This is a genomic window from Pseudoalteromonas sp. SG44-17 (assembly GCF_014164235.1).
GTDB classification, from domain to species: Bacteria; Pseudomonadota; Gammaproteobacteria; order Enterobacterales; family Alteromonadaceae; genus Pseudoalteromonas; species Pseudoalteromonas rhizosphaerae.
The window spans coordinates 1-18238 of sequence record NZ_JACJEV010000054.1 but is presented as its reverse complement, the minus strand read 5'-3'; the positions used below and the strand labels follow the sequence as shown (position 1 = coordinate 18238).

The 18238-nt window shown below is 40.4% G+C and carries 22 protein-coding genes; 14 read left to right on the top strand and 8 right to left on the bottom strand.

Annotated elements, in window-relative coordinates:
• Positions 1–34: 34 nt before the first annotated feature.
• Both H5182_RS21235 and H5182_RS21230 read right to left on the bottom strand, forming a co-directional pair.
• Positions 35–202 carry a hypothetical protein gene (locus H5182_RS21235; RefSeq protein ID WP_182760577.1) on the bottom strand — a complete coding sequence of 56 codons (168 nt, stop codon included), beginning with the start codon at positions 200–202 and terminating at the stop codon, positions 35–37.
• A complete protein-coding gene (locus tag H5182_RS21230; RefSeq protein ID WP_182760576.1) occupies positions 202–1530 on the bottom strand; it encodes an ATP-binding protein in 1329 nt (442 codons plus the stop codon). The genes H5182_RS21235 and H5182_RS21230 overlap by 1 nt, the downstream gene beginning before the upstream one ends.
• A 210-nt stretch (positions 1531–1740) precedes the next feature.
• Between H5182_RS21230 and H5182_RS21225 the strand changes: the two genes are divergently transcribed.
• A complete protein-coding gene (locus tag H5182_RS21225) occupies positions 1741–2085 on the top strand; it encodes a cupin domain-containing protein (protein WP_182760575.1) in 345 nt (114 codons plus the stop codon).
• Positions 2086–2144: 59 nt separating this feature from the next.
• Here the strand turns inward: H5182_RS21225 and H5182_RS21220 are convergent, their stop codons facing one another.
• Together H5182_RS21220 and H5182_RS21215 are read right to left on the bottom strand one after the other, a co-directional pair.
• Positions 2145–3593 carry a dihydrolipoyl dehydrogenase gene (locus H5182_RS21220; protein ID WP_182760574.1) on the bottom strand — a complete coding sequence of 483 codons (1449 nt, stop codon included), beginning with the start codon at positions 3591–3593 and terminating at the stop codon, positions 2145–2147.
• A 367-nt stretch (positions 3594–3960) separates the two neighbouring features.
• A complete protein-coding gene (locus H5182_RS21215) occupies positions 3961–4689 on the bottom strand; it encodes a glutathione peroxidase (RefSeq protein ID WP_145239576.1) in 729 nt (242 codons plus the stop codon).
• A gap of 114 nt (positions 4690–4803) precedes the next feature.
• Here H5182_RS21215 and H5182_RS21210 point away from each other — a divergent pair, with 114 nt between their 5' ends.
• The gene (locus tag H5182_RS21210) at positions 4804–5706 is read left to right on the top strand and encodes a LysR substrate-binding domain-containing protein (RefSeq protein WP_182732602.1); all 903 of its coding nucleotides are present in this window, start codon (positions 4804–4806) and stop codon (positions 5704–5706) included.
• Here H5182_RS21210 and H5182_RS21205 read toward each other — a convergent pair.
• Positions 5690–6883 carry a flagellar assembly protein FlgT gene (locus H5182_RS21205; protein WP_182732601.1) on the bottom strand — a complete coding sequence of 398 codons (1194 nt, stop codon included), beginning with the start codon at positions 6881–6883 and terminating at the stop codon, positions 5690–5692. The two genes, H5182_RS21210 and H5182_RS21205, sit on opposite strands and share 17 nt — an antisense overlap.
• Positions 6884–7045: 162 nt before the next feature.
• Here H5182_RS21205 and H5182_RS21200 point away from each other — a divergent pair, with 162 nt between their 5' ends.
• Together H5182_RS21200 and H5182_RS21195 are read left to right on the top strand one after the other, a co-directional pair.
• On the top strand, positions 7046–7504 hold the full coding sequence (locus H5182_RS21200; protein WP_145239567.1) for an LPP20 family lipoprotein: 459 nt from the start codon (positions 7046–7048) through the stop codon (positions 7502–7504).
• A 175-nt stretch (positions 7505–7679) separates the two neighbouring features.
• On the top strand, positions 7680–7922 hold the full coding sequence (locus H5182_RS21195; protein WP_182760573.1) for a hypothetical protein: 243 nt from the start codon (positions 7680–7682) through the stop codon (positions 7920–7922).
• A gap of 71 nt (positions 7923–7993) precedes the next feature.
• Here H5182_RS21195 and flgN read toward each other — a convergent pair whose 3' ends face one another.
• The 3 genes from flgN to flgA all read right to left on the bottom strand — a co-directional run bounded on the left by flgN (position 7994) and on the right by flgA (position 9518).
• Positions 7994–8425 carry a flagellar protein FlgN gene (gene flgN, locus H5182_RS21190; RefSeq protein ID WP_145239564.1) on the bottom strand — a complete coding sequence of 144 codons (432 nt, stop codon included), beginning with the start codon at positions 8423–8425 and terminating at the stop codon, positions 7994–7996.
• Positions 8418–8732 (bottom strand): flagellar biosynthesis anti-sigma factor FlgM, encoded by a 315-nt coding sequence (gene flgM, locus H5182_RS21185; RefSeq protein ID WP_145239561.1) that lies wholly within the window; start codon positions 8730–8732, stop codon positions 8418–8420. The genes flgN and flgM overlap by 8 nt, the downstream gene beginning before the upstream one ends.
• 78 nt (positions 8733–8810) lie before the next feature.
• On the bottom strand, positions 8811–9518 hold the full coding sequence (gene flgA / locus H5182_RS21180; RefSeq protein ID WP_145239558.1) for a flagellar basal body P-ring formation chaperone FlgA: 708 nt from the start codon (positions 9516–9518) through the stop codon (positions 8811–8813).
• Positions 9519–9659: 141 nt separating this feature from the next.
• On the opposite strand from flgA, the gene H5182_RS21175 reads away from it, so the two are divergent.
• From H5182_RS21175 to H5182_RS21130, 10 genes are all read left to right on the top strand, one after another.
• The gene (locus H5182_RS21175) at positions 9660–10592 is read left to right on the top strand and encodes a chemotaxis protein (RefSeq protein ID WP_145239555.1); all 933 of its coding nucleotides are present in this window, start codon (positions 9660–9662) and stop codon (positions 10590–10592) included.
• 20 nt (positions 10593–10612) lie between these two features.
• A complete protein-coding gene (locus H5182_RS21170) occupies positions 10613–11443 on the top strand; it encodes a protein-glutamate O-methyltransferase CheR (RefSeq protein WP_145239552.1) in 831 nt (276 codons plus the stop codon).
• Positions 11444–11643: 200 nt separating this feature from the next.
• Complete coding sequence (flgB, locus tag H5182_RS21165; RefSeq protein WP_182760572.1) at positions 11644–12054, top strand: flagellar basal body rod protein FlgB; 411 nt, start codon at positions 11644–11646, stop codon at positions 12052–12054.
• Between the two features lie 2 nt (positions 12055–12056).
• Positions 12057–12488, top strand: coding sequence for a flagellar basal body rod protein FlgC (gene flgC / locus H5182_RS21160; protein ID WP_145239546.1), 432 nt, complete (start codon positions 12057–12059; stop codon positions 12486–12488).
• 13 nt (positions 12489–12501) lie between these two features.
• The gene (locus tag H5182_RS21155; protein WP_145239543.1) at positions 12502–13182 is read left to right on the top strand and encodes a flagellar hook assembly protein FlgD; all 681 of its coding nucleotides are present in this window, start codon (positions 12502–12504) and stop codon (positions 13180–13182) included.
• Between the two features lie 55 nt (positions 13183–13237).
• A complete protein-coding gene (flgE, locus tag H5182_RS21150; RefSeq protein WP_182732600.1) occupies positions 13238–14605 on the top strand; it encodes a flagellar hook protein FlgE in 1368 nt (455 codons plus the stop codon).
• Positions 14606–14764: 159 nt separating this feature from the next.
• Positions 14765–15529 carry a flagellar basal body rod protein FlgF gene (locus H5182_RS21145; RefSeq protein WP_145239537.1) on the top strand — a complete coding sequence of 255 codons (765 nt, stop codon included), beginning with the start codon at positions 14765–14767 and terminating at the stop codon, positions 15527–15529.
• Between the two features lie 21 nt (positions 15530–15550).
• A complete protein-coding gene (flgG, locus tag H5182_RS21140) occupies positions 15551–16339 on the top strand; it encodes a flagellar basal-body rod protein FlgG (RefSeq protein ID WP_145239534.1) in 789 nt (262 codons plus the stop codon).
• Between the two features lie 18 nt (positions 16340–16357).
• The gene (flgH, locus tag H5182_RS21135; RefSeq protein ID WP_145239531.1) at positions 16358–17041 is read left to right on the top strand and encodes a flagellar basal body L-ring protein FlgH; all 684 of its coding nucleotides are present in this window, start codon (positions 16358–16360) and stop codon (positions 17039–17041) included.
• A gap of 11 nt (positions 17042–17052) precedes the next feature.
• Positions 17053–18147, top strand: coding sequence for a flagellar basal body P-ring protein FlgI (locus H5182_RS21130; RefSeq protein ID WP_145239528.1), 1095 nt, complete (start codon positions 17053–17055; stop codon positions 18145–18147).
• Positions 18148–18238 lie beyond the last annotated feature (91 nt).

The window sequence follows — 18238 nt, the reverse complement described above, 5'->3', positions numbered from 1 at the left end:
CATCATAGAGCTTTAGCTATCTAAAATTTCATTGTTATGCTTTTTCTAAACGCCATTGGTAGAAGCGAGTAACAAAGGTTTTACCCGCAAACCAAATACCTTTTACTTTTTGGATTAGCTCACCATCGTAATAGCTTTGTGAGCATTCGCCAGTTTCCTTAACGATGTTTAAATTGGTGTGATTTGTAGGTCTATCTTTCATCAATTTATCAGCCTCAGGTGTTTGCTTACTACATATTCACTGTAGTAGAGCGGCAGGACAATATATTCCTTTTCCAGTGGTGATGATCCTTGCGTGCCTGTGAGTTTAATTGTTTTGATGGGCTGGCATTTATTTATGTACGATTGCAGTGATTTTGCTTTGGTGCGTTTACCACTTTTTACTTCGATAGGCAGTATGTTGCCTTCGTCATCAGAGGTCACAAATTCGATCTCCGCTCTTGCATCACCCCATGAATATGTTGGGTCAATGCCTTGTGCAGCAAGTTCCTGTTGTACAAAGTTTTCGGCCACAAAGCCTTTGTATTCATAGCCTTGTTGTTTTATTTCTTTATACCCAATGTTTAGCATATGATTTAATAAGCCCACATCAAAAAGAAATAATTTAACGATATTATCTTTTTTATATGCTGCTAGTGGGCTTTTAGGTGTGCCATCAATAGGGTGGTTTTTCAGTATCAAGCGGCACTTATTTAACCAAGAAATAGCGCTTTCAAAATCACCATAGCGAGATTTTTTATCGTGCACCCCTTTAAATTTAAAGCGATTAACCGATTCATCCATCACTGATGATAGCTGTGCTGGAACATTATTAAATACAGCTTCGATTAAACCTGCATCTACTTTTCCTGAGTATTTACCGAAGTCTCGTTGATAGCCCAGTACTAAATTTTTATGAATGTCTGTTACAGCTTGAACGCGGTCAATGATACTGTGATCAGATAAATCGAACCATGTACTTACAGCCTCTGGCATACCACCCGTAAAGTAATAATCAGTGAGTTTTGAGAATAATTTACTATGTGCTGCACTTGAGTTTGTTTGTGCTGCAAATGCCTTAATTAGAGCGGTTTCTTTCGAGGCGATCAGAAACTCACGAAATGTGAGAGGGCGCAGATTATGTTGCTCCACTTTACCTACAGGAAAGGAGTTTAATAATCCGATATTAGAACCACTGGCGGCAATATGCATATGCGGCGCTTGTTCAGCAAAGTATTTGAGGGACGTGACTGCTTTAGGGCATTCGCCTATTTCATCAAGGATCAGTAGATCTGTATTAGGGTCAAACGTTTTTCCTGTAAGTAGCTCTATATTAGATAGTACGTTTTCGGGGGATAACGAATCTGCGAATGCTTCACTCATTTGCGGGGACTCTAAAAAATCGATTCGAATCACGTTTGCAAAGGTACTGCCTAATAGAGTTTGTAATAAATAAGTTTTACCTGTTTGGCGAGCGCCATCAATTAATAATGGTTTTCGTGCTGGTTTAGATTTCCAATCTAATAACTTTTCTAAAATTAATCGTTGCATGGCAGGTCTCACATTACTCATTAGATGATTAATTACACTTTATTGCGCGAATAAATGCAAGTTTTTACACTTTTACGCGCGAATAAATGCGATTTTCCACACTTTCATGCGCGAATAAGTGTAGTTGTGTTGTATGAATTAAATTTACTACCAATTTAAACGGTGATGTTTTACCTTGTTGTGTAGTAGCTTTTAAGGGATAGCGAAGATATGGCAATGCCTATTTCAGTCGATAACGCTGAACATTATAACTGGGGTGATGACTGTGATGGCTGGCATTTAGTGAAAAGTGCGGCATTGAGTGTGATCCAAGAGCGAGTGCCGCCGGGCTGTTGTGAGCAGTCGCATAAGCATGAGTTTGCAGAGCAGTTCTTTTTTGTACTTAATGGGCAGGCGACTTTGGTAGTCGACTCTGTTACCCATATATTAAACCCGCAGCAGGGCTTGCATGTGCCAGCAGGGGCTGTTCATCAACTATGTAATTATGGCCAAGATGACCTTGTGTTTATTGTTACTTCAACGCCGCCAAGTCATAGCGATAGAGTTAACCAATAACCCAGGTGGCCTAGACCTCCTGGATTATTGGTTATATTTTTATCCTAGCAAACTAGCTTCTAATTCCCTGGGCCACATTCCATACATTGATTAATGATGTCTGGGCCAAATTTAAGCTTGGCGTTTAAATCACGCAGTGCGGTACGTAGGCCTTCTTCTATCACTGGGTGATAAAATGGCATGTCGAGCATTTGTGGTACAGTCATTTTGTTTTGTACAGCCCATGCCAGTAGGTGGGCGATATGCTCAGCTTGCGGGCCAATAAACTCAGCACCTAAAAATAAGCCTGTGCCTTGCTCTGCGTATAAACGCATATGACCTTTATTTTTCAGCATTACGCGGCTGCGGCCTTGGTTTTCAAAGCTGACTTCACCAACTTCAAAACAACCACACTCACCATAACGAGCCGTTATTTGTTTGTACGTTTCACCGACCATAGCAATTTGTGGGTCGCTGAAAACGGCTGCAATTGGCGCTCGGCGCAGGCCAATACGTACATCAGGAAAACGGCCTGCATTTTGCCCTGCGATGGAGCCTTGGTCGCTCGCTTCGTGCAGCAGTGGGATCATGTTACTGGCGTCTCCGGCGATAAATATATTGGAGTCGCCACATTGCATTGTGTGTTTATCAGCGATTGGTACGCCACGTTCATCAAGCTCAATGCCGGTGTTTTCAAGACCGAGTTTGTCGGTGTTTGGTACGCGGCCCGTCGCGGCAAGTACGTAATCAAATTGCTCGGTTTGTTTGTTGCCGTTTTTGTCTACATAGGTAAGCTGCGCTTTATCGCCTACTTGTTTCATATCGGATACGTTTGAATCGGTATCGACAAAAAACTCTTCAGCAAATACGGTATTTGCGTAGTCTTTTATAACTGGGTCGGTAATTGGGCCAATCGCGCCACCCACACCAAATAGTTTTACCTTAACACCTAAGCGATGCAACGCTTGGCCAATTTCGAGGCCAATAACACCAGGGCCAAATACAGCAACTGACTCTGGCAAGTCTTGCCAATCGAAAACGTCATCATTTATGATTAATCTGTCGCCAAAGTTATTAAATACGCTAGGGTAAGCAGGGCGAGAGCCGGTGGCAATTACAAAGCGCTTAGCGGTAATAATTGTATGGTCGTCAATCTGTACGCGATTGGCATCTAAAAATTTTGCGTAGCCTACTATTTTATCATCAGTGGGTAGCTCATCTACGGCTTCTACTACAAAGCCTACGAAGCGGTCACGCTCATTGCGTACACGTGCCATTACTTCAACACCGTTTATGGTTGGTTTTGAGCTGTGCACACCAAAGGCTGGCGCGGCTTCAATTGCATGGGCGGCTTCTGCGGCGGCAATAAGTAATTTACTTGGCATACAACCAACACGCGCACAGGTTGTACCGTATGGGCCTGCTTCAATCATTAATACGTTAGACGTGTGTTGTTTTGCATTGCGGTAAGCGCTTAAACCTGCGGTGCCAGCACCTATTACAACAACGTCTGTGTTTAGTTCTTTCATGGTGATGTCCTCAATACCAATTTTATTAAAAAACTGGTTTTAAATTAGTTAATAAAATAGGTATATGCATACCCAAACTACCTCAAGATACAGAATTCAGCGTGTCACAGGGGCTTGTATTAAAGCGTTAATTTGCAAAAATGAGTAAGTAACAACTATGAGAGTAAGTTCCTGTGACACGCCCGTTGGGTTGGTTTAAAAGCGATTTATACTGCGTTATTGATTTTAACAATAGAACCACTATTACTTGTAATCAATGCCTTGCCTAAATCGCTTTTAATTCCACCTGATGTTCGCATCTTGAAATAGTTTGGGTATGGATAGGGGCATTGCTGCCCCTTATTATTTGCTTAAGGTATTTACTTAATTAAGCAAAGTATTTTTCTAAATCGTCAGAGCCACCAATGTGCTTACCGCCGATAAATACTTGTGGTACGGTCTCACGGCCTGAAATTGCTTTTAGGCTAGTCAGTGATGCGCCAGCACCCATAGTGATCTCTTCGTATACTAGGCCTTTCTCTGTTAATAATGCTTTCGCTTTTTTACAGAAAGGGCAGCCAGGTTTAGTGAAAATGCTCACCGGCTCTGGTTTAACTTGTTTAGGGTTGATGTAATCAAGCATAGTGTCTGCATCTGATACTTCAAACGGGTCGCCAGGTAAATCTGGTTCGATGAACATTTTTTCAATTACGCCATCTTTAACCAGCATAGAGTATCTCCAGCTGCGTTTGCCAAAACCTAAATCGTTTTTATCAACTAACATGCCCATGCCGTCAGTGAATTCGCCGTTACCGTCTGGTAATAAGGTAATGTTTTGTGCTTCTTGATGCTCAGCCCATGCATTCATTACAAAGGTATCGTTTACTGATAAACACACAATGTCGTCAACGCCGTTTTGTTTAAGTACACCAGCTAATTCGTTGTAGCGTGGTAAGTGAGTTGATGAACAGGTTGGTGTAAATGCACCGGGTAGTGAAAACACAACCACTGTTTTACCTTTAAAAATGTCATCGGTAGTTACTGATTTCCATTCGTCATTTTGACGTGTTGCAAATGTAACCTGTGGAATTGTTTGACCTTCAATATTCTTTAACATGTTTTTTAGTTCCTCTTGATTTGTTGATAGCCATTATGTCGTGAAAGTTATAATAGCTCCAATCGTTTGTTTATATTAGCATGATAGGTATTACCGATTAATCGTGAGTTTGCAGTGAATTTAAAAGATCTTGAATACGTAAAAGCGATTGCGCACTTTAAGCATTTTCGTAAAGCCGCCGATGCATGTTTTGTCAGTCAACCCACTCTCAGTGGACAGGTTAAAAAACTTGAACAAGAGCTTGGTGTTACTTTATTTGACCGCTCTACTAAGCAGGTTACTTTAACGGCTCAAGGTGAACGTTTGTTGACACAGATCAAAGTGATCTTAGAGCAAACCCAAATATTAAAAGAGCTAGCAGCAACGTCATCGTCGCCACTACAAGGTAAAGTAAGAATAGGTATTATTCCAACGATTGCACCGTATTTATTACCCACCTTACTCACCTCGATGAAAGAAGCGTTTGCTGATAGCCAATTTGCTTTTGTTGAGATGCAAACCGCGACTATATTAAGCGCACTGGATAACGGTGAGTTAGATATAGCTATATTAGCAGATGTGCCTGAACTTAAACTTTATCATACAGTTAAATTGTATAAAGAAGACTTTTTGGTCGCTATGTCAGCGCAAAATAGTTTAGCAAAACGCAGTAAAATAGCGTTAGATGAGCTACAAGAGTGCAGTTTATTGATGCTCAGCGATGGTCATTGTTTTAAAGATCAAGCCCAGCAATTTTGTTTTGCCGCTGGGGTTGATGTGTCCAATGAGTACCGAGGTAATAGCTTAGAAACCTTATTAGCATTGGTGGCTATGGATGATGGGGTAACCTTTGTGCCTAAGCTTGCGTGCACAGAGCGTGCAGGTATTAGCTACTTGCCAATCTTCCCAACTCAACAGCGAAGTGTGGTGTTGGCTTGTCGTAAACATTACCCGCATTTAGCGGGCATTGAATTACTTGCTAATTGGCTTATTGAGCACCCAAGCTTACACCAACACTTGACTAAGGCTCTAAATTAGTCAGTTCTACTACATCATTTATTTGAATATTAGGCAGTGGTTGTTGGTCAATACTGACGGCAACCGCACTTTGTTGATATACCTGCTCAACTTGTATTTGATTGAGCGTGGTGATCAGGTGTGGCATTTTATTTCCCGCAGCATCGGTTAAATAGTTATGATGTGCAATATTTAAACGTTGGCCTTTTTCAATACCATGGGCTTTGCCTAAATTAATAATTAGCTTATTGTTTTCTATATGTAGTATTTTACCTTGGGTTTCAAGGCAAGCCATTGCGGCTTGTAAGTCGTAACTAACGGTTTGGTTTATGTCAGCTATATTTTGGCCGTAATCTGAATTCCAAAATTTATCACTAAACACGTCAATAATTGCAGTTTTTTCAAATGGCCAGATAGCTTGACTGCGATAACTTTTTTGCCACATTCGCTCGTAAGTGGTGCCATCAAATAAGGCAAAATCTATTTTATATGAACGTTGGTAGGTTTCGTCCTGCCAAAAAGCATAACTGTTATTGAGTTTATCGCCATTTGAGATATCAACAATTTGACTTAACAATACATACTGAGAATTACTGCGGCTCGATATTTCTTCTAATAGGGCATTACTGTAATCGTATTGTTGATTAAAAAATTCGCCAACGCGGATCGGAAAGTTAAAATAGGCAGTTGGTTTAGCATTCATAGCTGATTGATTTAACGTTTTGTAGAGTGCTTCGCTGGTGGCTTTGTTAATGTCAAATATTTGACCCATCTTCGCTTGTTCGCGATTATTTAATTGTGTTTGGGTGATCGCAACAAATTTAGTAAATTGGTTCGCAGGGCAGTGTTCTTGTTGAGGGAAGATATCTAAGCGCAAAGTAATTGCAAATTGATCGGCTTTACGATCTTCGCTGATCATCTCTATTTTTTGAATTTCGCCATGGCTGTTTATTTTTAGCTGATCTTGAGTTAACACCCCATCTACTAAGGTTTGCATTGAGCTAACGCGTGCCCCTGAGAACACTAAAGCTTGGGTGATAGCATCTTTTATTGCCGCCGATTTTGCCGCACTTATGTCATCATTTTTAATGCTTGCATGGCCGGTTGATTCATACCATTGAGCAACTGTATGGGAGGGAAATAGGCTAATACTCAGCCAACTGCTGGCGATTACTACCATTGATAAAATTCGCTTCATTACCCTGACCCCATGAATATACATTTGCTATTAATAGTGACAGAGCAAGGACTGTACCAATTGTTTTGTAAGGTTGCTTTAAAACCGTCATAGCAGTTAATTATGGCATTGATCGTGCATTGAGTTAGTTATTAATGTCTCTTTTAAAGCGTGAGAAAAGCCATGCGTATTGTGATTTCAATTTGTATATTAGCAAGCTTAGGTCTAGCTGGCTGTAGCAGTATTTTTGATAAACATGTGGAATATAAGTATATTGAGCCAGATAACTACCCAATTCTAAAAGCCGTGGGTTATGCGCCGATCAGTGCGCAACCGGGTGATAACCAATCACAACGCTCATTAATGGCGATTAAAGCATCAAAACTAGAAGCGTATCGTGAGCTTGCAGAGCAAGTATATGGGCAAAAAATTACCGCAGGTACCACAGTGCAAGGCAGTATTGCACAAAACGATCACTTGCAAGGGCAAGTACAAGGGATTATTAAAGGCGCACAAGTAATTAAAACCTATGCCGTAGGTGATACCTATGCCACTGAGTTACAACTTGATATGAAGCGGGTGCATGATTTATACATAGGTGAAATTAAACCACGCGAAGTTAAAAAAGTAACTTATTACTAAAACGCTTGATATAATAAATTCGTTGTTATTTACGTTAGTAACTAACAAAATACACGCTAAAATATCTCACAGTGAATACTTCAGTGCTATGCTTTATTTAATGTTTTTTATTGAATAAAGCTTGTGGCACGTAAAAAATAACTCGGTTTTTATTAATATACTTATGGTCGCGTCAGTGAGCGTTTTACACTTTGGCTGCGTGCTTTTGCGAAAGTTTAGTAACTGCCCGTTACTGCATTTTGCGCTATTGTTTATATTAGTTACCAGTGTGGTTTTTGCCGATCGTCTCCCCAGCCAATTTAATGTCTTTTTAGAAAAAATGAACCTGCAATTTGGACCAACGCGCTTAGCGATAGCACGTAATTGGCAAACGATGTTGGTTCAGTCACAGAATCAAACTGGCAATAAAAGTATCTAGCGAAAGGTAGTTATAAATGCAGGGTAGATCAATTAATCAGAAGTAGGCACAGGTGAAGCTCAAAGAAGGGGTTATGCTTTTAAGTTATGGACGATTTTACTGTTACCGTGAACAACACTACCACCTTGGTCATATGTTGTAGAGGTTGGCACACCAATTAAAATGTCTTTTAATTGTTTGACGGTTAATTGTGCATGGTGGGCTGCATGAGCATTAACATCATTTTTCTTTTTACATGACTCTAATAATTTACGCACATCACTAATTAAGTTTGTCACTTCGTCAGATTCAACGTCATTATTTGCAAGTAAGGTTTTGAGCTCTTTGTCTAAAGTTTGAATTTGACTCAAAAAGGCGAGTTTTTGTTTCGCGACATCTTTTAGACCCTCACCACGACGGGAAGCTATAGCGGTTAATTCATCTTCTAAGATATCAGCAAGGGATGTTAAGCAATTTAGCTGCATAACAAGTTTAGAACTGATCAGACTGTTGTGATCAGCCATACACATCAAACTCAAATGCAGCGATATTTTTTGCTAACTTTTCAGCATCAATCTGATATTTACCTTCAGTAATTGCTTTTTTTAGCTCAGCCACTTTGTTGCTATCAAAACCTGAAGACTGCTGTGCTTTGTCTTGCAAAGATTTTAACTGTTGCGCTTGTGGTGTTAAGCTTACTGAATCAGCAGTCGCTTTTGGCGTAGTTGCTTGCGCAGTATTAGCATTATTGTTTTGTAAATCAACTTTTTGCTGTTTTGCATTGGTCAACACATTAGCCTGTTGCTGACCTTTATTTACTTGGCTTACCATGATTTCAACCTATACATTATCCAACACATGCCTTGTTATCGGCAACCGTGCTAGAAACTTTAGCATAAATACGAAAGTTTAAATAATTACCTGCACAGACTCAACACCGTCAACACGGGCATTTAAAACTTTCCCTGATTTTGCATTTTTAACTTTTACTTGCTCCCCTAAAGTACCATCTTCTAGGGCTAAACCGGAAGTTTTTATTTTCAATCCTCGAATTATTGCGAAAATAGTGACATTATCCCCTTTGCAGACCATACAGATTTGATTTAAAGCAACAGGGTAACCACTGCGGATATTGCGTTTGCTGCGGCTACCAATCAACAGTTCTTCATCTTGTAAGTACTGTGCTCTTACGAAATGTTTTGGTTTCATAATCAAACGTAAATGATGGGGTTCGATAACTTCACCCCGACTTAAATTTTCAGTGGCTATAATCACAGGGGATAGTTCAATCATACGTACATGAACATATTGACTCCAACCATTTAGGTCATCACATTTTATTTGTACGGTTATTTGGCGATTAAATGGCGGCTCAGTAGGAATATTAAATGCAAGGTCGCTGTTGCAGCCACGATCTGGGATCCGGCTATCCAATGTTAAGGCGTTGAGTTCCTTATCATCGGCAGTATTAGGGTCTAGTTGATCATAGACATGAGATACAGCAAGTTCTTGCAATTGTTCTTTGCTATATGTTTGCGCATACAGTGGAGTTACTAGGCATAAGCTAGCAAGAAAATAAAAAACACTGTATCTTCGGCTTTTTTTTAACAAACTCATAATGTTTCGACTATGCTTATGGTTGAAAACAGGGTATAAATATTTAGCGTCAATAAACAGACGCTCCCGTGTAGTTATGTAGCTTTACAGAAAGAAAGCAATTATTGTTCCGTTCTTATTCGCTTTCTTCAGGAGATTGAAATGGCAGGCATTTTAGACTCAGTTAACCAACGCACTCAATTGGTTGGGCAAAACCGTCTTGAATTATTATTATTCAAGCTAAGAGGGCGGCAGCGCTTTGGCATCAATGTGTTTAAAGTGAGAGAAGTACTGCAATGCCCTCCTTTGACAAACATGCCAAAGTCAAATGCGTATATAAGAGGTGTCGCACATATACGCGGGCAAACTATTTCTGTTATCGATTTATCGATGGCCGTGGGTGGTCCTGCGATCGAAAATATTAAAGATAGTTTTATAATCATTGCTGAATATAACCGTTCCGTACAAGGGTTTTTGGTTGGTGGCGTTGAGCGAATTGTTAATATGAATTGGGAAAAAATAATGCCGCCACCGTCAGGGGCTGGCAGATATTCATATTTAACTGCAGTGACAGAAATTGAAAACGAGTTAGTCGAAATTCTTGATGTAGAAAAAATATTAAACGAAATTTGCCCGGTGAATACCGAAGTCAGTGCTGCAATAGCTAATGATGGTGAAATTCAAAAAGACTTAGGTGAGCGCATTGTGTTTATTGCCGATGACTCTGCCGTTGCTCGTAATCAAGTCAAACGTGCATTAGAGCCGTTAGGCGTGCAAACAGAGCTGGCTAAAAATGGTAAAGAAGCATTAATACGCCTTCGTGAGATTGCTGCACTTGATTGTAAGCATGATATTACCGAGCGAGTAGGATTGTTGATTTCTGATGTTGAAATGCCAGAAATGGATGGTTATACCCTAACCGCTGAAATAAAAGCAGATCCAAAGTTAGCCCCCTTACATGTTATTTTACATACATCGCTCAGTGGTGTATTCAATCAAGCGATGATTGAAAAAGTGGGTGCTGATGACTTTATAGCTAAGTTCAATCCGGATGAGTTAGCTACAGCAGTGAAAAAATGGGTTCATTGTGACTAATTTGAAAAGGCGGTGTTACTTTGGAAAATAAGCATTTACAGCAAAGCGAGTACGATCAGTTTCGCTCTTTTTTAGAGCAACAATGTGGCATTGTTCTGGGAGATAATAAGCTTTATTTAGTCAAAAGCAGGCTTGCTCCGCTAATGGTTCGTTTTAATGTTGAATCATTGTCACAATTGGTTAGTAAAACACTGAGTCCGCATGAGCGGCAGTTACGTGCCGCAGTCGTTGATGCTATGACGACCAATGAAACTTTATGGTTTCGGGATCAATACCCGTTTGAACTATTGCAAAGTAAGTTATTTCCGGAACATAAAGAGTTACGTCGTCCGTTGAAAATTTGGTCTGCGGCAAGTTCCTCTGGACAAGAGCCATATTCTATTGCTATGTCGGTTGCTGAGTTTCAAGCTAAACAGCCGGGTGTATTAAAAATGGGCGCGCAGATAATCGGCACTGATATTTCTAATACTATGTTAGATATGTGTAAGCATGCAGAATATGACTCCCTTGCTCTAGCTAGAGGGTTGTCGGTAGAGCGCAGGAAAAAGTTCTTTAAAGATAGTGGCAACGGCATGGCGCAAGTAAACGACTCAATAAAAAAATTAGTGAGTTTTAGACATCTTAACTTATTAGATTCATACGCGCTAATGGGCAAGTTTGATATTATTTTTTGCCGCAACGTGCTGATTTATTTCGCACCAGAGGTTAAAGCCAAAATTATTGCTCAGTTTGCTCAAGCACTAAATCCTAAAGGGTATTTATTTTTAGGCGCATCAGAGTCTATGTCAGGGTTAAGTGACGAATTTGACATGGTACGCTGTAATCCAGGTATTATTTATCAAAAGAAATAGCTTACCAGCGTATTTAACGCGCTAAAACACAAGTTACTCAAATCTCATCGGTGGTAAAACCGAATCTTGAATACTATAAAACGATGTGGCTCCACATCGTTTTTCTTTTTAAATCAAATGATTAAACGAACCATAAAACATCAACTTAATTGGCTCAACTTTTGCATTAATCATCTTAAGTCAATTTTTTGGAGATGGTTATGGCTATCAGTTTTGATAAAGCATTTGGGGTTCATCCTCATGCAATGTTGATCCGTTCGCAACGTGCTGAGTTATTAGCAACCAATATCGCTAATGCTGATACGCCGGGCTATAAAGCGAAAGACATCGACTTTGCCTCAGCATTGAAAGCGGCAAAAAGCCACCAACAATGCGGCAATAACATGGTAACAACTAACCCAAACCACATTGCCGGTGGCAGTCGTTATGTTGGTAATAGTGAAATGTTTCGCTCGCCAAATCAAGCAGATACAGGTGATGGCAACTCGGTTGATATACAAGTGGAACGAAACTTGTATACAAAGAACTCATTAGAGTATCAGGCAAGCCTGCAATTTATGAGTAGTAAAATTAAAGGCCTTAAAAAAGCCCTCGGTAGTCAAGGAGCCTAAGCATGAGTTTATATAACGTTTTTGATATTTCAGGTAGTGGTATGAGTGCGCAAAATGTGCGTTTGAACACAACCGCGAGTAATATTTCAAATGCTAATAGCATTAGCTCAAGCCAAGACAAAACTTACCGGGCGCGCCACCCTGTTTTTGCAGCTGAACTGATGAAAGCATCAGAATCAAGCGGTAATGTTCAGGGGTCGTCTGTTGGCGTTAAAGTGTTAGGTATTGTAGAGAGTAATAAACCATTACAAATTGAATATAACCCTAATCATCCTAGTGCGGATGAAAACGGTTATATCTACAAACCTAACGTTAATGTCGTTGAAGAAATGGCTAATATGATTTCTGCCTCACGCTCTTATCAAACCAATGTGCAAGTTGCTGATGCAGCGAAGCAAATGTTAAGTAAAACACTGTTGCTTGGGCAGCGGTAATTGAGGAAAGATTATGAGTAACGATATCAGCAGCACATCGTCAACTTATTTAGATTCGATTAAGTGGCAAGATAAACAGGTTAGCAGTGATAAGAAAAGTGATGCGTTAACCCAAGAAGATTTCTTCTCATTGTTAACACAGCAACTGTCGTTTCAAGATCCCAGCAAACCAGCTGACAATGATCAAATGATCGCGCAGATGACAAGTTTCACCATGGCTGAAGGTATCTCAAACCTTAATAGTAATTTTCAGTCATTAGCCGCATCGATGACATCTAACTCAGCACTACAAGCATCGACTTTAGTGGGTAAACAAGCATTACTAGAGTCTAATACATTAGACCTAAACGATGTTGGTAGCGCTAAAGGAACCGTGGTTGCAGAAGAGCCTGTAGAAAACTTATTTCTACGAATTGAAGATTCATCTGGTCAGTTGGTGCGTAGTATTGATTTAGGTGCGCAATCAGCGGGCGCTGTCCGTTTCGAGTGGGACGGCATGAATGATAATAAAGAACGTTTACCACCAGGTGAATATAAAATTAAAGCTGAAGGGCAGTTAAATGGTGAGTACACGGCTTTACCTATAGCTACTTTTAAGAATATCGAGAGTGTTAATATTAATGGTGCAAACGGCATTATTATAAACACTAAAGAAGGTGCGGTTAGGCTAGCTGACGTTGCAGAAATCGCGTAAAAATTTTAATTATTAGTTAGCCACAGGCTAAACATTGACAGATTAGAGGTGAATTATGAGCTTCAATATTGCATTAACTGGCATTGCTGCCGCACAAAAAGACTTAGATGTAACAGCAAATAATATTGCTAACGTAAATACGGTAGGCTTTAAAGAGTCACGTGCTGAATTTGCTGATGTATACGCATCTTCGGTATTTAGTTCAGGCAAGACAAAAAATGGTGATGGTGTACAGACAACTATGGTGGCACAACAGTTTCACCAAGGTTCACTAAAGTTCACTCAAAACTCATTAGATTTAGCTATCACAGGTGAAGGTTACTTTGCCATGAGCCAAGATTTAGGGGCACAAGATTTTACTTATTCGCGTGCAGGCGCATTTAAACTTAATAAAGATAACTTTATTGTTGATGCTAAAGGCAATTACTTGCAGGGTTTTCCTGTTGATGAAGCTACAGGTGATACAACATCGGTAAGTTTAAGCACGTCATCAGCGTTACAGATCCCTGATTCATCAGGATCACCGCGAGCTACGACGAATGTTTACTCGTCGTTTAACTTAGACTCGCGTGCAACCTCGCCGTCAATAACTACTTTTGATCCTACAACGAGCGCATCATATAATAGCTCAACATCAACAACAGTATACGACTCGTTAGGTGAGCCGCATGTTTTACAGTTTTTCTTTGTTAAAACAAATTCTACAGTAACGGGTAATGATAATGAGTGGCAAACTTATGCGACCTTAGATGAAAAGCCATTTAGCCCTGCAGGTGTTGAAGAGACTGCTCCTCCTTACACACCATTATCAACCTTTCAGTTTGATTCTAGTGGTAAGCCATTAAACACAGATGGTGTCGCGAATACAGATAACACATTCAATCCATTAGCAATTCCAAGCGGTGCTGGTGCGGCAGTAGGACTATCTGATTTATTAACAAATGGTGCCAGCTTCCCTGAAAATGTTACTGTTAATTGGCGCGATGAAGCGGCCACCGATAATAAAGTCCCGACTCAATATGCTAGTCGTTTTGAAGTTAAAGCACTTGAGCAAGATGGTGCTACTGTTGGACGTTTAGCCGGTATTGATATTGGTAGTGATGGTAAGATTGTCGCTTCATACAGTAATGGAGATACCTCATTCTTAGGGCAAGTAGCGATGGTGCGCTTTTCTAACTCACAAGGCTTACAACAAGCTGGTGATACAGGTTGGAAAAAAAGTTTGACGTCTGGTGAGCCAATCGCTGGCGAACCAGGTTCTGGTACTTTAGGTTCCATTAACTCTACAGCGCTTGAGCAATCAAACGTGAATTTAACGAATGAACTCGTAGATTTGATCAGTGCACAGCGTAACTTCCAAGCAAACTCACGTGCGCTTGAAGTGAATTCAACACTACAGCAAGCTATTTTGCAGATCCGCTAATCTCGTTCTAATATTTTTTATAATCCGACACCTAGGCTGCTATTTATTAGCAGCCTTTTTTATTTGCGATTGATTATTTTTTGTAACTTATCACGTCAGTTTATTGTGGCACTTATCTTGCATTTGTCATGTTATAGATTTTTAACGTGAGTCGATGTTATGGACAAGATGGTCTACATTGCAGCGTCTGGAGCTAAGCAAAGTTTGCGGGGCCTAGAGCTTAAAGCAAATAATTTAGCAAATGCCAATACCACAGGTTTTAAAGCTGACTTCGCACAAGCGCGTTCGATGCAAGCTTTTGGCGAAGGCCTGCCGACACGTGTATTTACCATGCAAGAGCGGCCTGGTTCCAATATGACTTCCGGCGGTATTGTTGAGACTGGACGTGATCTAGATATTGCTATGAGCGATAAAGGATGGCTTACGGTGCAAGATGCTTCAGGTAATGAGGCATATACAAAAGTCGGTACGTTGAATATCACTCCTGACGGCGCTTTGATCACCAGTCACGGGCGTCAAGTTATTGGCGAAGGTGGACCAATTATTTTGCCATTGCCAGTGGAGAAAATTGAATTTAGTGAAGATGGCTCTATCCAAGTTCGCCCGCAAGGAGCTCCAGCTAACTTTTTAGAAGTTGTTGATCGTTTGAAGGTGATCAAGGCAAATAATTCAGAGCTTGAAAAAGGTAATGATGGCTTATTTCGGCCAAAGCCTGAATTACTGGATAATGATATATGTGGATTTTGTGACATCTCTAATGATGTGAAAGTGATGAGTGGCACTTTGGAAATGTCAAATGTGAATCCGGTACACGAGATGGTAGATATGATAAACCATCAACGCCAATTTGAATTACAAGTTAAGTTAATGAAAACGGCTGAAGAAATTGACGAACGTCAAACTCAATTGCTGCGTATTGTTTAACTTTATTGAGAGGATATTAATATGAATCCTGCATTGTGGATAAGTAAAACGGGGCTTGATGCCCAACAAACTGACATTTCGGTTATCTCAAATAATTTAGCCAATGCCAGTACCGTTGGTTATAAGAAAAGCCGTGCTGTGTTTGAAGATTTACTTTATCAAAATATTAATCAGCCGGGTGGACGTTCATCACAAGATACTGAAATGCCCTCAGGTTTAATGCTTGGTGCTGGTACCAAAGTGGTTGCTAATCAGAAAAACTTTTCTCAAGGCAATATGCTAACCACAGAAAATTCATTGGATTGGATGATATCAGGGCCCGGTTTTTTTGAAGTTTTACAGCCTGATGGCAATATCGCTTACTCTCGAAATGGTCAATTTACCACGGATGAAGACGGCCGTATTGTTACTGCCGGCGCTGGTTTTCCCGTACAGCCAGAAATGAATGTACCTGATGACGCACAGTCCATTACTGTATCGCAAGATGGAGAGGTATCAGTACGTATCTCAGGGCAGCCAGAGAATGTGGTAATAGGTCAGTTAACGATCAGTGATTTTATCAATCCATCAGGTCTAGAGCCGGTAGGTCAAAACTTATATACCGAAACGGCAGTCAGTGGCGCACCTGTGCAAGGTAACCCTGGCCTAGAAGGATTAGGCACTGTTGTGCAAGGTGCACTTGAAACCTCTAACGTAAATGTAACTGAAGAATTAGTTAACCTGATTGAAACTCAACGGATCTATGAAATGAATTCAAAAGTGATTTCAGCGGTTGATGAAATGATGAGTTATATCAGTCAGCAACTTTAATTAATTCGGAGCAAAGTTATGCGTAATTTATCTATAGTCTTAACGGGTGCATTTATATTGAGTGGTTGTATGACAACTCAAAACCACAGCGTGGTTCAAGATGATCCATACTATGCTCCCATGTATCCAGAGCCTGCCGCAGAGCAAATCGTGCCGACAGGCTCATTGTTTGATAGTAATTTATCAAATGATTTATATTCAGATAAAAAAGCCTTACGTACTGGAGATATTATTACAGTTAAGCTGCAAGAATCGACGCAATCATCAAAAGCAGCTAAAACTGAAACGGATAAACAAAGTGACGCCAGCTTAGACCCTGTCATTGGGTTAGGCGGACTACCGGTTAATATTGGTGGTGATAGTATTCAGTTTGGTGTGGGCAGCGGTGCAAAATTCAAAGGTGATACTAAGTCAAACCAATCTAATAGTTTATTTGGTGATATTTCCGTGAATGTTATGCGTGTATTACCTAATGGTAATTTAGTGATCCGTGGTGAAAAATGGCTGACTTTAAACACCGGCGAAGAATTTATTCGTCTGGAAGGACTTGTGCGCCCACAAGATGTTACTGCAGATAATACTGTGACCTCTAATAGAATCGCGAATGCTCGGATTCAATATTCTGGTAAAGGGCAAATGCAAGAGACTCAAACGGCAGGGTGGTTAACTCGATTCTTCACCAGCTCTCTGTTCCCTTTTTAAAGGATGTTGATATGAATAGCTTGAAAGCGTTGCTGTGTATATGTTTATTAAGTTGGCACTTTAGTGCAAGCGCTGAACGTATTAAAGATGTCTCAATGGTTGAAGGCGTTCGCTCAAACCAGCTGGTTGGTTATGGTCTCGTGGTTGGTTTACCTGGCACCGGTGAGCAAAGTCGTTTTACTGAACAAAGCTTTAAAGCCATGCTAAATAGTTTTGGTATTACCATGGCATCGAATTTAAAACCCAAAATCAAAAATGTAGCTGCGGTTGCTGTGCATGCTGAGTTACCTGCATTTAGGAAGCCAGGGCAGACAATCGATATTACTGTATCGTCAATAGGTAGTGCGGGTAGCTTACGTGGCGGAACATTACTACAAACCTTTCTAAAAGGGGTTGATGGGAATACTTATGCTATCGCACAAGGTAGCTTAATTGTTGGTGGATTAGGTGTTGAAGGAGCCGATGGTAGTAAGATCGTAATGAACACGCCTACGGTAGGGCGTATTCCTAATGGCGCAACGGTTGAACGGGCAATTAAAAGTCCTTTTATGCAAGGTGATTACATAACCTTTAATTTAAATCGTCCAGATTTCACTACCGCTAAACGTTTAGAGCAAACTATTAATGAACTTATCGGCCCAGACAGTGCACATGCACTTGATGCCGCTTCAATACGTGTTATTGCACCGCGTGATGCGTCGCAGCGTGTTGCTTATTTATCTACGCTTGAAAATTTAGAGTTTAAACCAGCGGATACTTCGGCAAAAATTATCGTTAATTCACGTACTGGTACCATAGTGATCGGTAAAAATGTAAAGTTACAAGCGGCGGCAATTACCCATGGTGGCTTGACTGTTACGATTGCGGAACAGCAAAATGTATCTCAGCCTAACGCATTAAGTGAAGGGGAAACGGTCGTTACTAATCAAAGTATTATTGATGTTAACGAAGATGATTCTCGAGCCTTTGTATTCAACCCAGGTGTTAGTCTTGACGATTTAGTACGGGCAATTAACGAAGTCGGCGCAGCGCCCGGTGACTTAATGGCAATACTAGAAGCATTAAAAGAAGCGGGGGCCATCAGCGGTCAACTCGTGGTTATTTAACCATATTGACCCCCTAAGTTTGCGTTAACTCGCATTTAGGGGGGCTTGACTTGCATAATTAATCAACGCTTTTATACTTTCGCAAACTCGC

Bases quoted from the DNA above. Each gene is read 5' to 3' on its own strand.
- H5182_RS21235 (WP_182760577.1), bottom strand. From the start codon at position 202: ATGAAAGATAGACCTACAAATCACACCAATTTAAACATCGTTAAGGAA.
- H5182_RS21230 (WP_182760576.1), bottom strand. From the start codon at position 1,530: ATGCAACGATTAATTTTAGAAAAGTTATTAGATTGGAAATCTAAACCA.
- H5182_RS21225 (WP_182760575.1), top strand. From the start codon at position 1,741: ATGGCAATGCCTATTTCAGTCGATAACGCTGAACATTATAACTGGGGT.
- H5182_RS21220 (WP_182760574.1), bottom strand. From the start codon at position 3,593: ATGAAAGAACTAAACACAGACGTTGTTGTAATAGGTGCTGGCACCGCA.
- H5182_RS21215 (WP_145239576.1), bottom strand. From the start codon at position 4,689: ATGTTAAAGAATATTGAAGGTCAAACAATTCCACAGGTTACATTTGCA.
- H5182_RS21205 (WP_182732601.1), bottom strand. From the start codon at position 6,883: ATGAAGCGAATTTTATCAATGGTAGTAATCGCCAGCAGTTGGCTGAGT.
- H5182_RS21200 (WP_145239567.1), top strand. From the start codon at position 7,046: ATGCGTATTGTGATTTCAATTTGTATATTAGCAAGCTTAGGTCTAGCT.
- flgN (WP_145239564.1), bottom strand. From the start codon at position 8,425: ATGGCTGATCACAACAGTCTGATCAGTTCTAAACTTGTTATGCAGCTA.
- flgM (WP_145239561.1), bottom strand. From the start codon at position 8,732: ATGGTAAGCCAAGTAAATAAAGGTCAGCAACAGGCTAATGTGTTGACC.
- flgA (WP_145239558.1), bottom strand. From the start codon at position 9,518: ATGAGTTTGTTAAAAAAAAGCCGAAGATACAGTGTTTTTTATTTTCTT.
- H5182_RS21175 (WP_145239555.1), top strand. From the start codon at position 9,660: ATGGCAGGCATTTTAGACTCAGTTAACCAACGCACTCAATTGGTTGGG.
- flgB (WP_182760572.1), top strand. From the start codon at position 11,644: ATGGCTATCAGTTTTGATAAAGCATTTGGGGTTCATCCTCATGCAATG.
- flgC (WP_145239546.1), top strand. From the start codon at position 12,057: ATGAGTTTATATAACGTTTTTGATATTTCAGGTAGTGGTATGAGTGCG.
- H5182_RS21155 (WP_145239543.1), top strand. From the start codon at position 12,502: ATGAGTAACGATATCAGCAGCACATCGTCAACTTATTTAGATTCGATT.
- flgE (WP_182732600.1), top strand. From the start codon at position 13,238: ATGAGCTTCAATATTGCATTAACTGGCATTGCTGCCGCACAAAAAGAC.
- H5182_RS21145 (WP_145239537.1), top strand. From the start codon at position 14,765: ATGGACAAGATGGTCTACATTGCAGCGTCTGGAGCTAAGCAAAGTTTG.
- flgG (WP_145239534.1), top strand. From the start codon at position 15,551: ATGAATCCTGCATTGTGGATAAGTAAAACGGGGCTTGATGCCCAACAA.
- flgH (WP_145239531.1), top strand. From the start codon at position 16,358: ATGCGTAATTTATCTATAGTCTTAACGGGTGCATTTATATTGAGTGGT.
- H5182_RS21130 (WP_145239528.1), top strand. From the start codon at position 17,053: ATGAATAGCTTGAAAGCGTTGCTGTGTATATGTTTATTAAGTTGGCAC.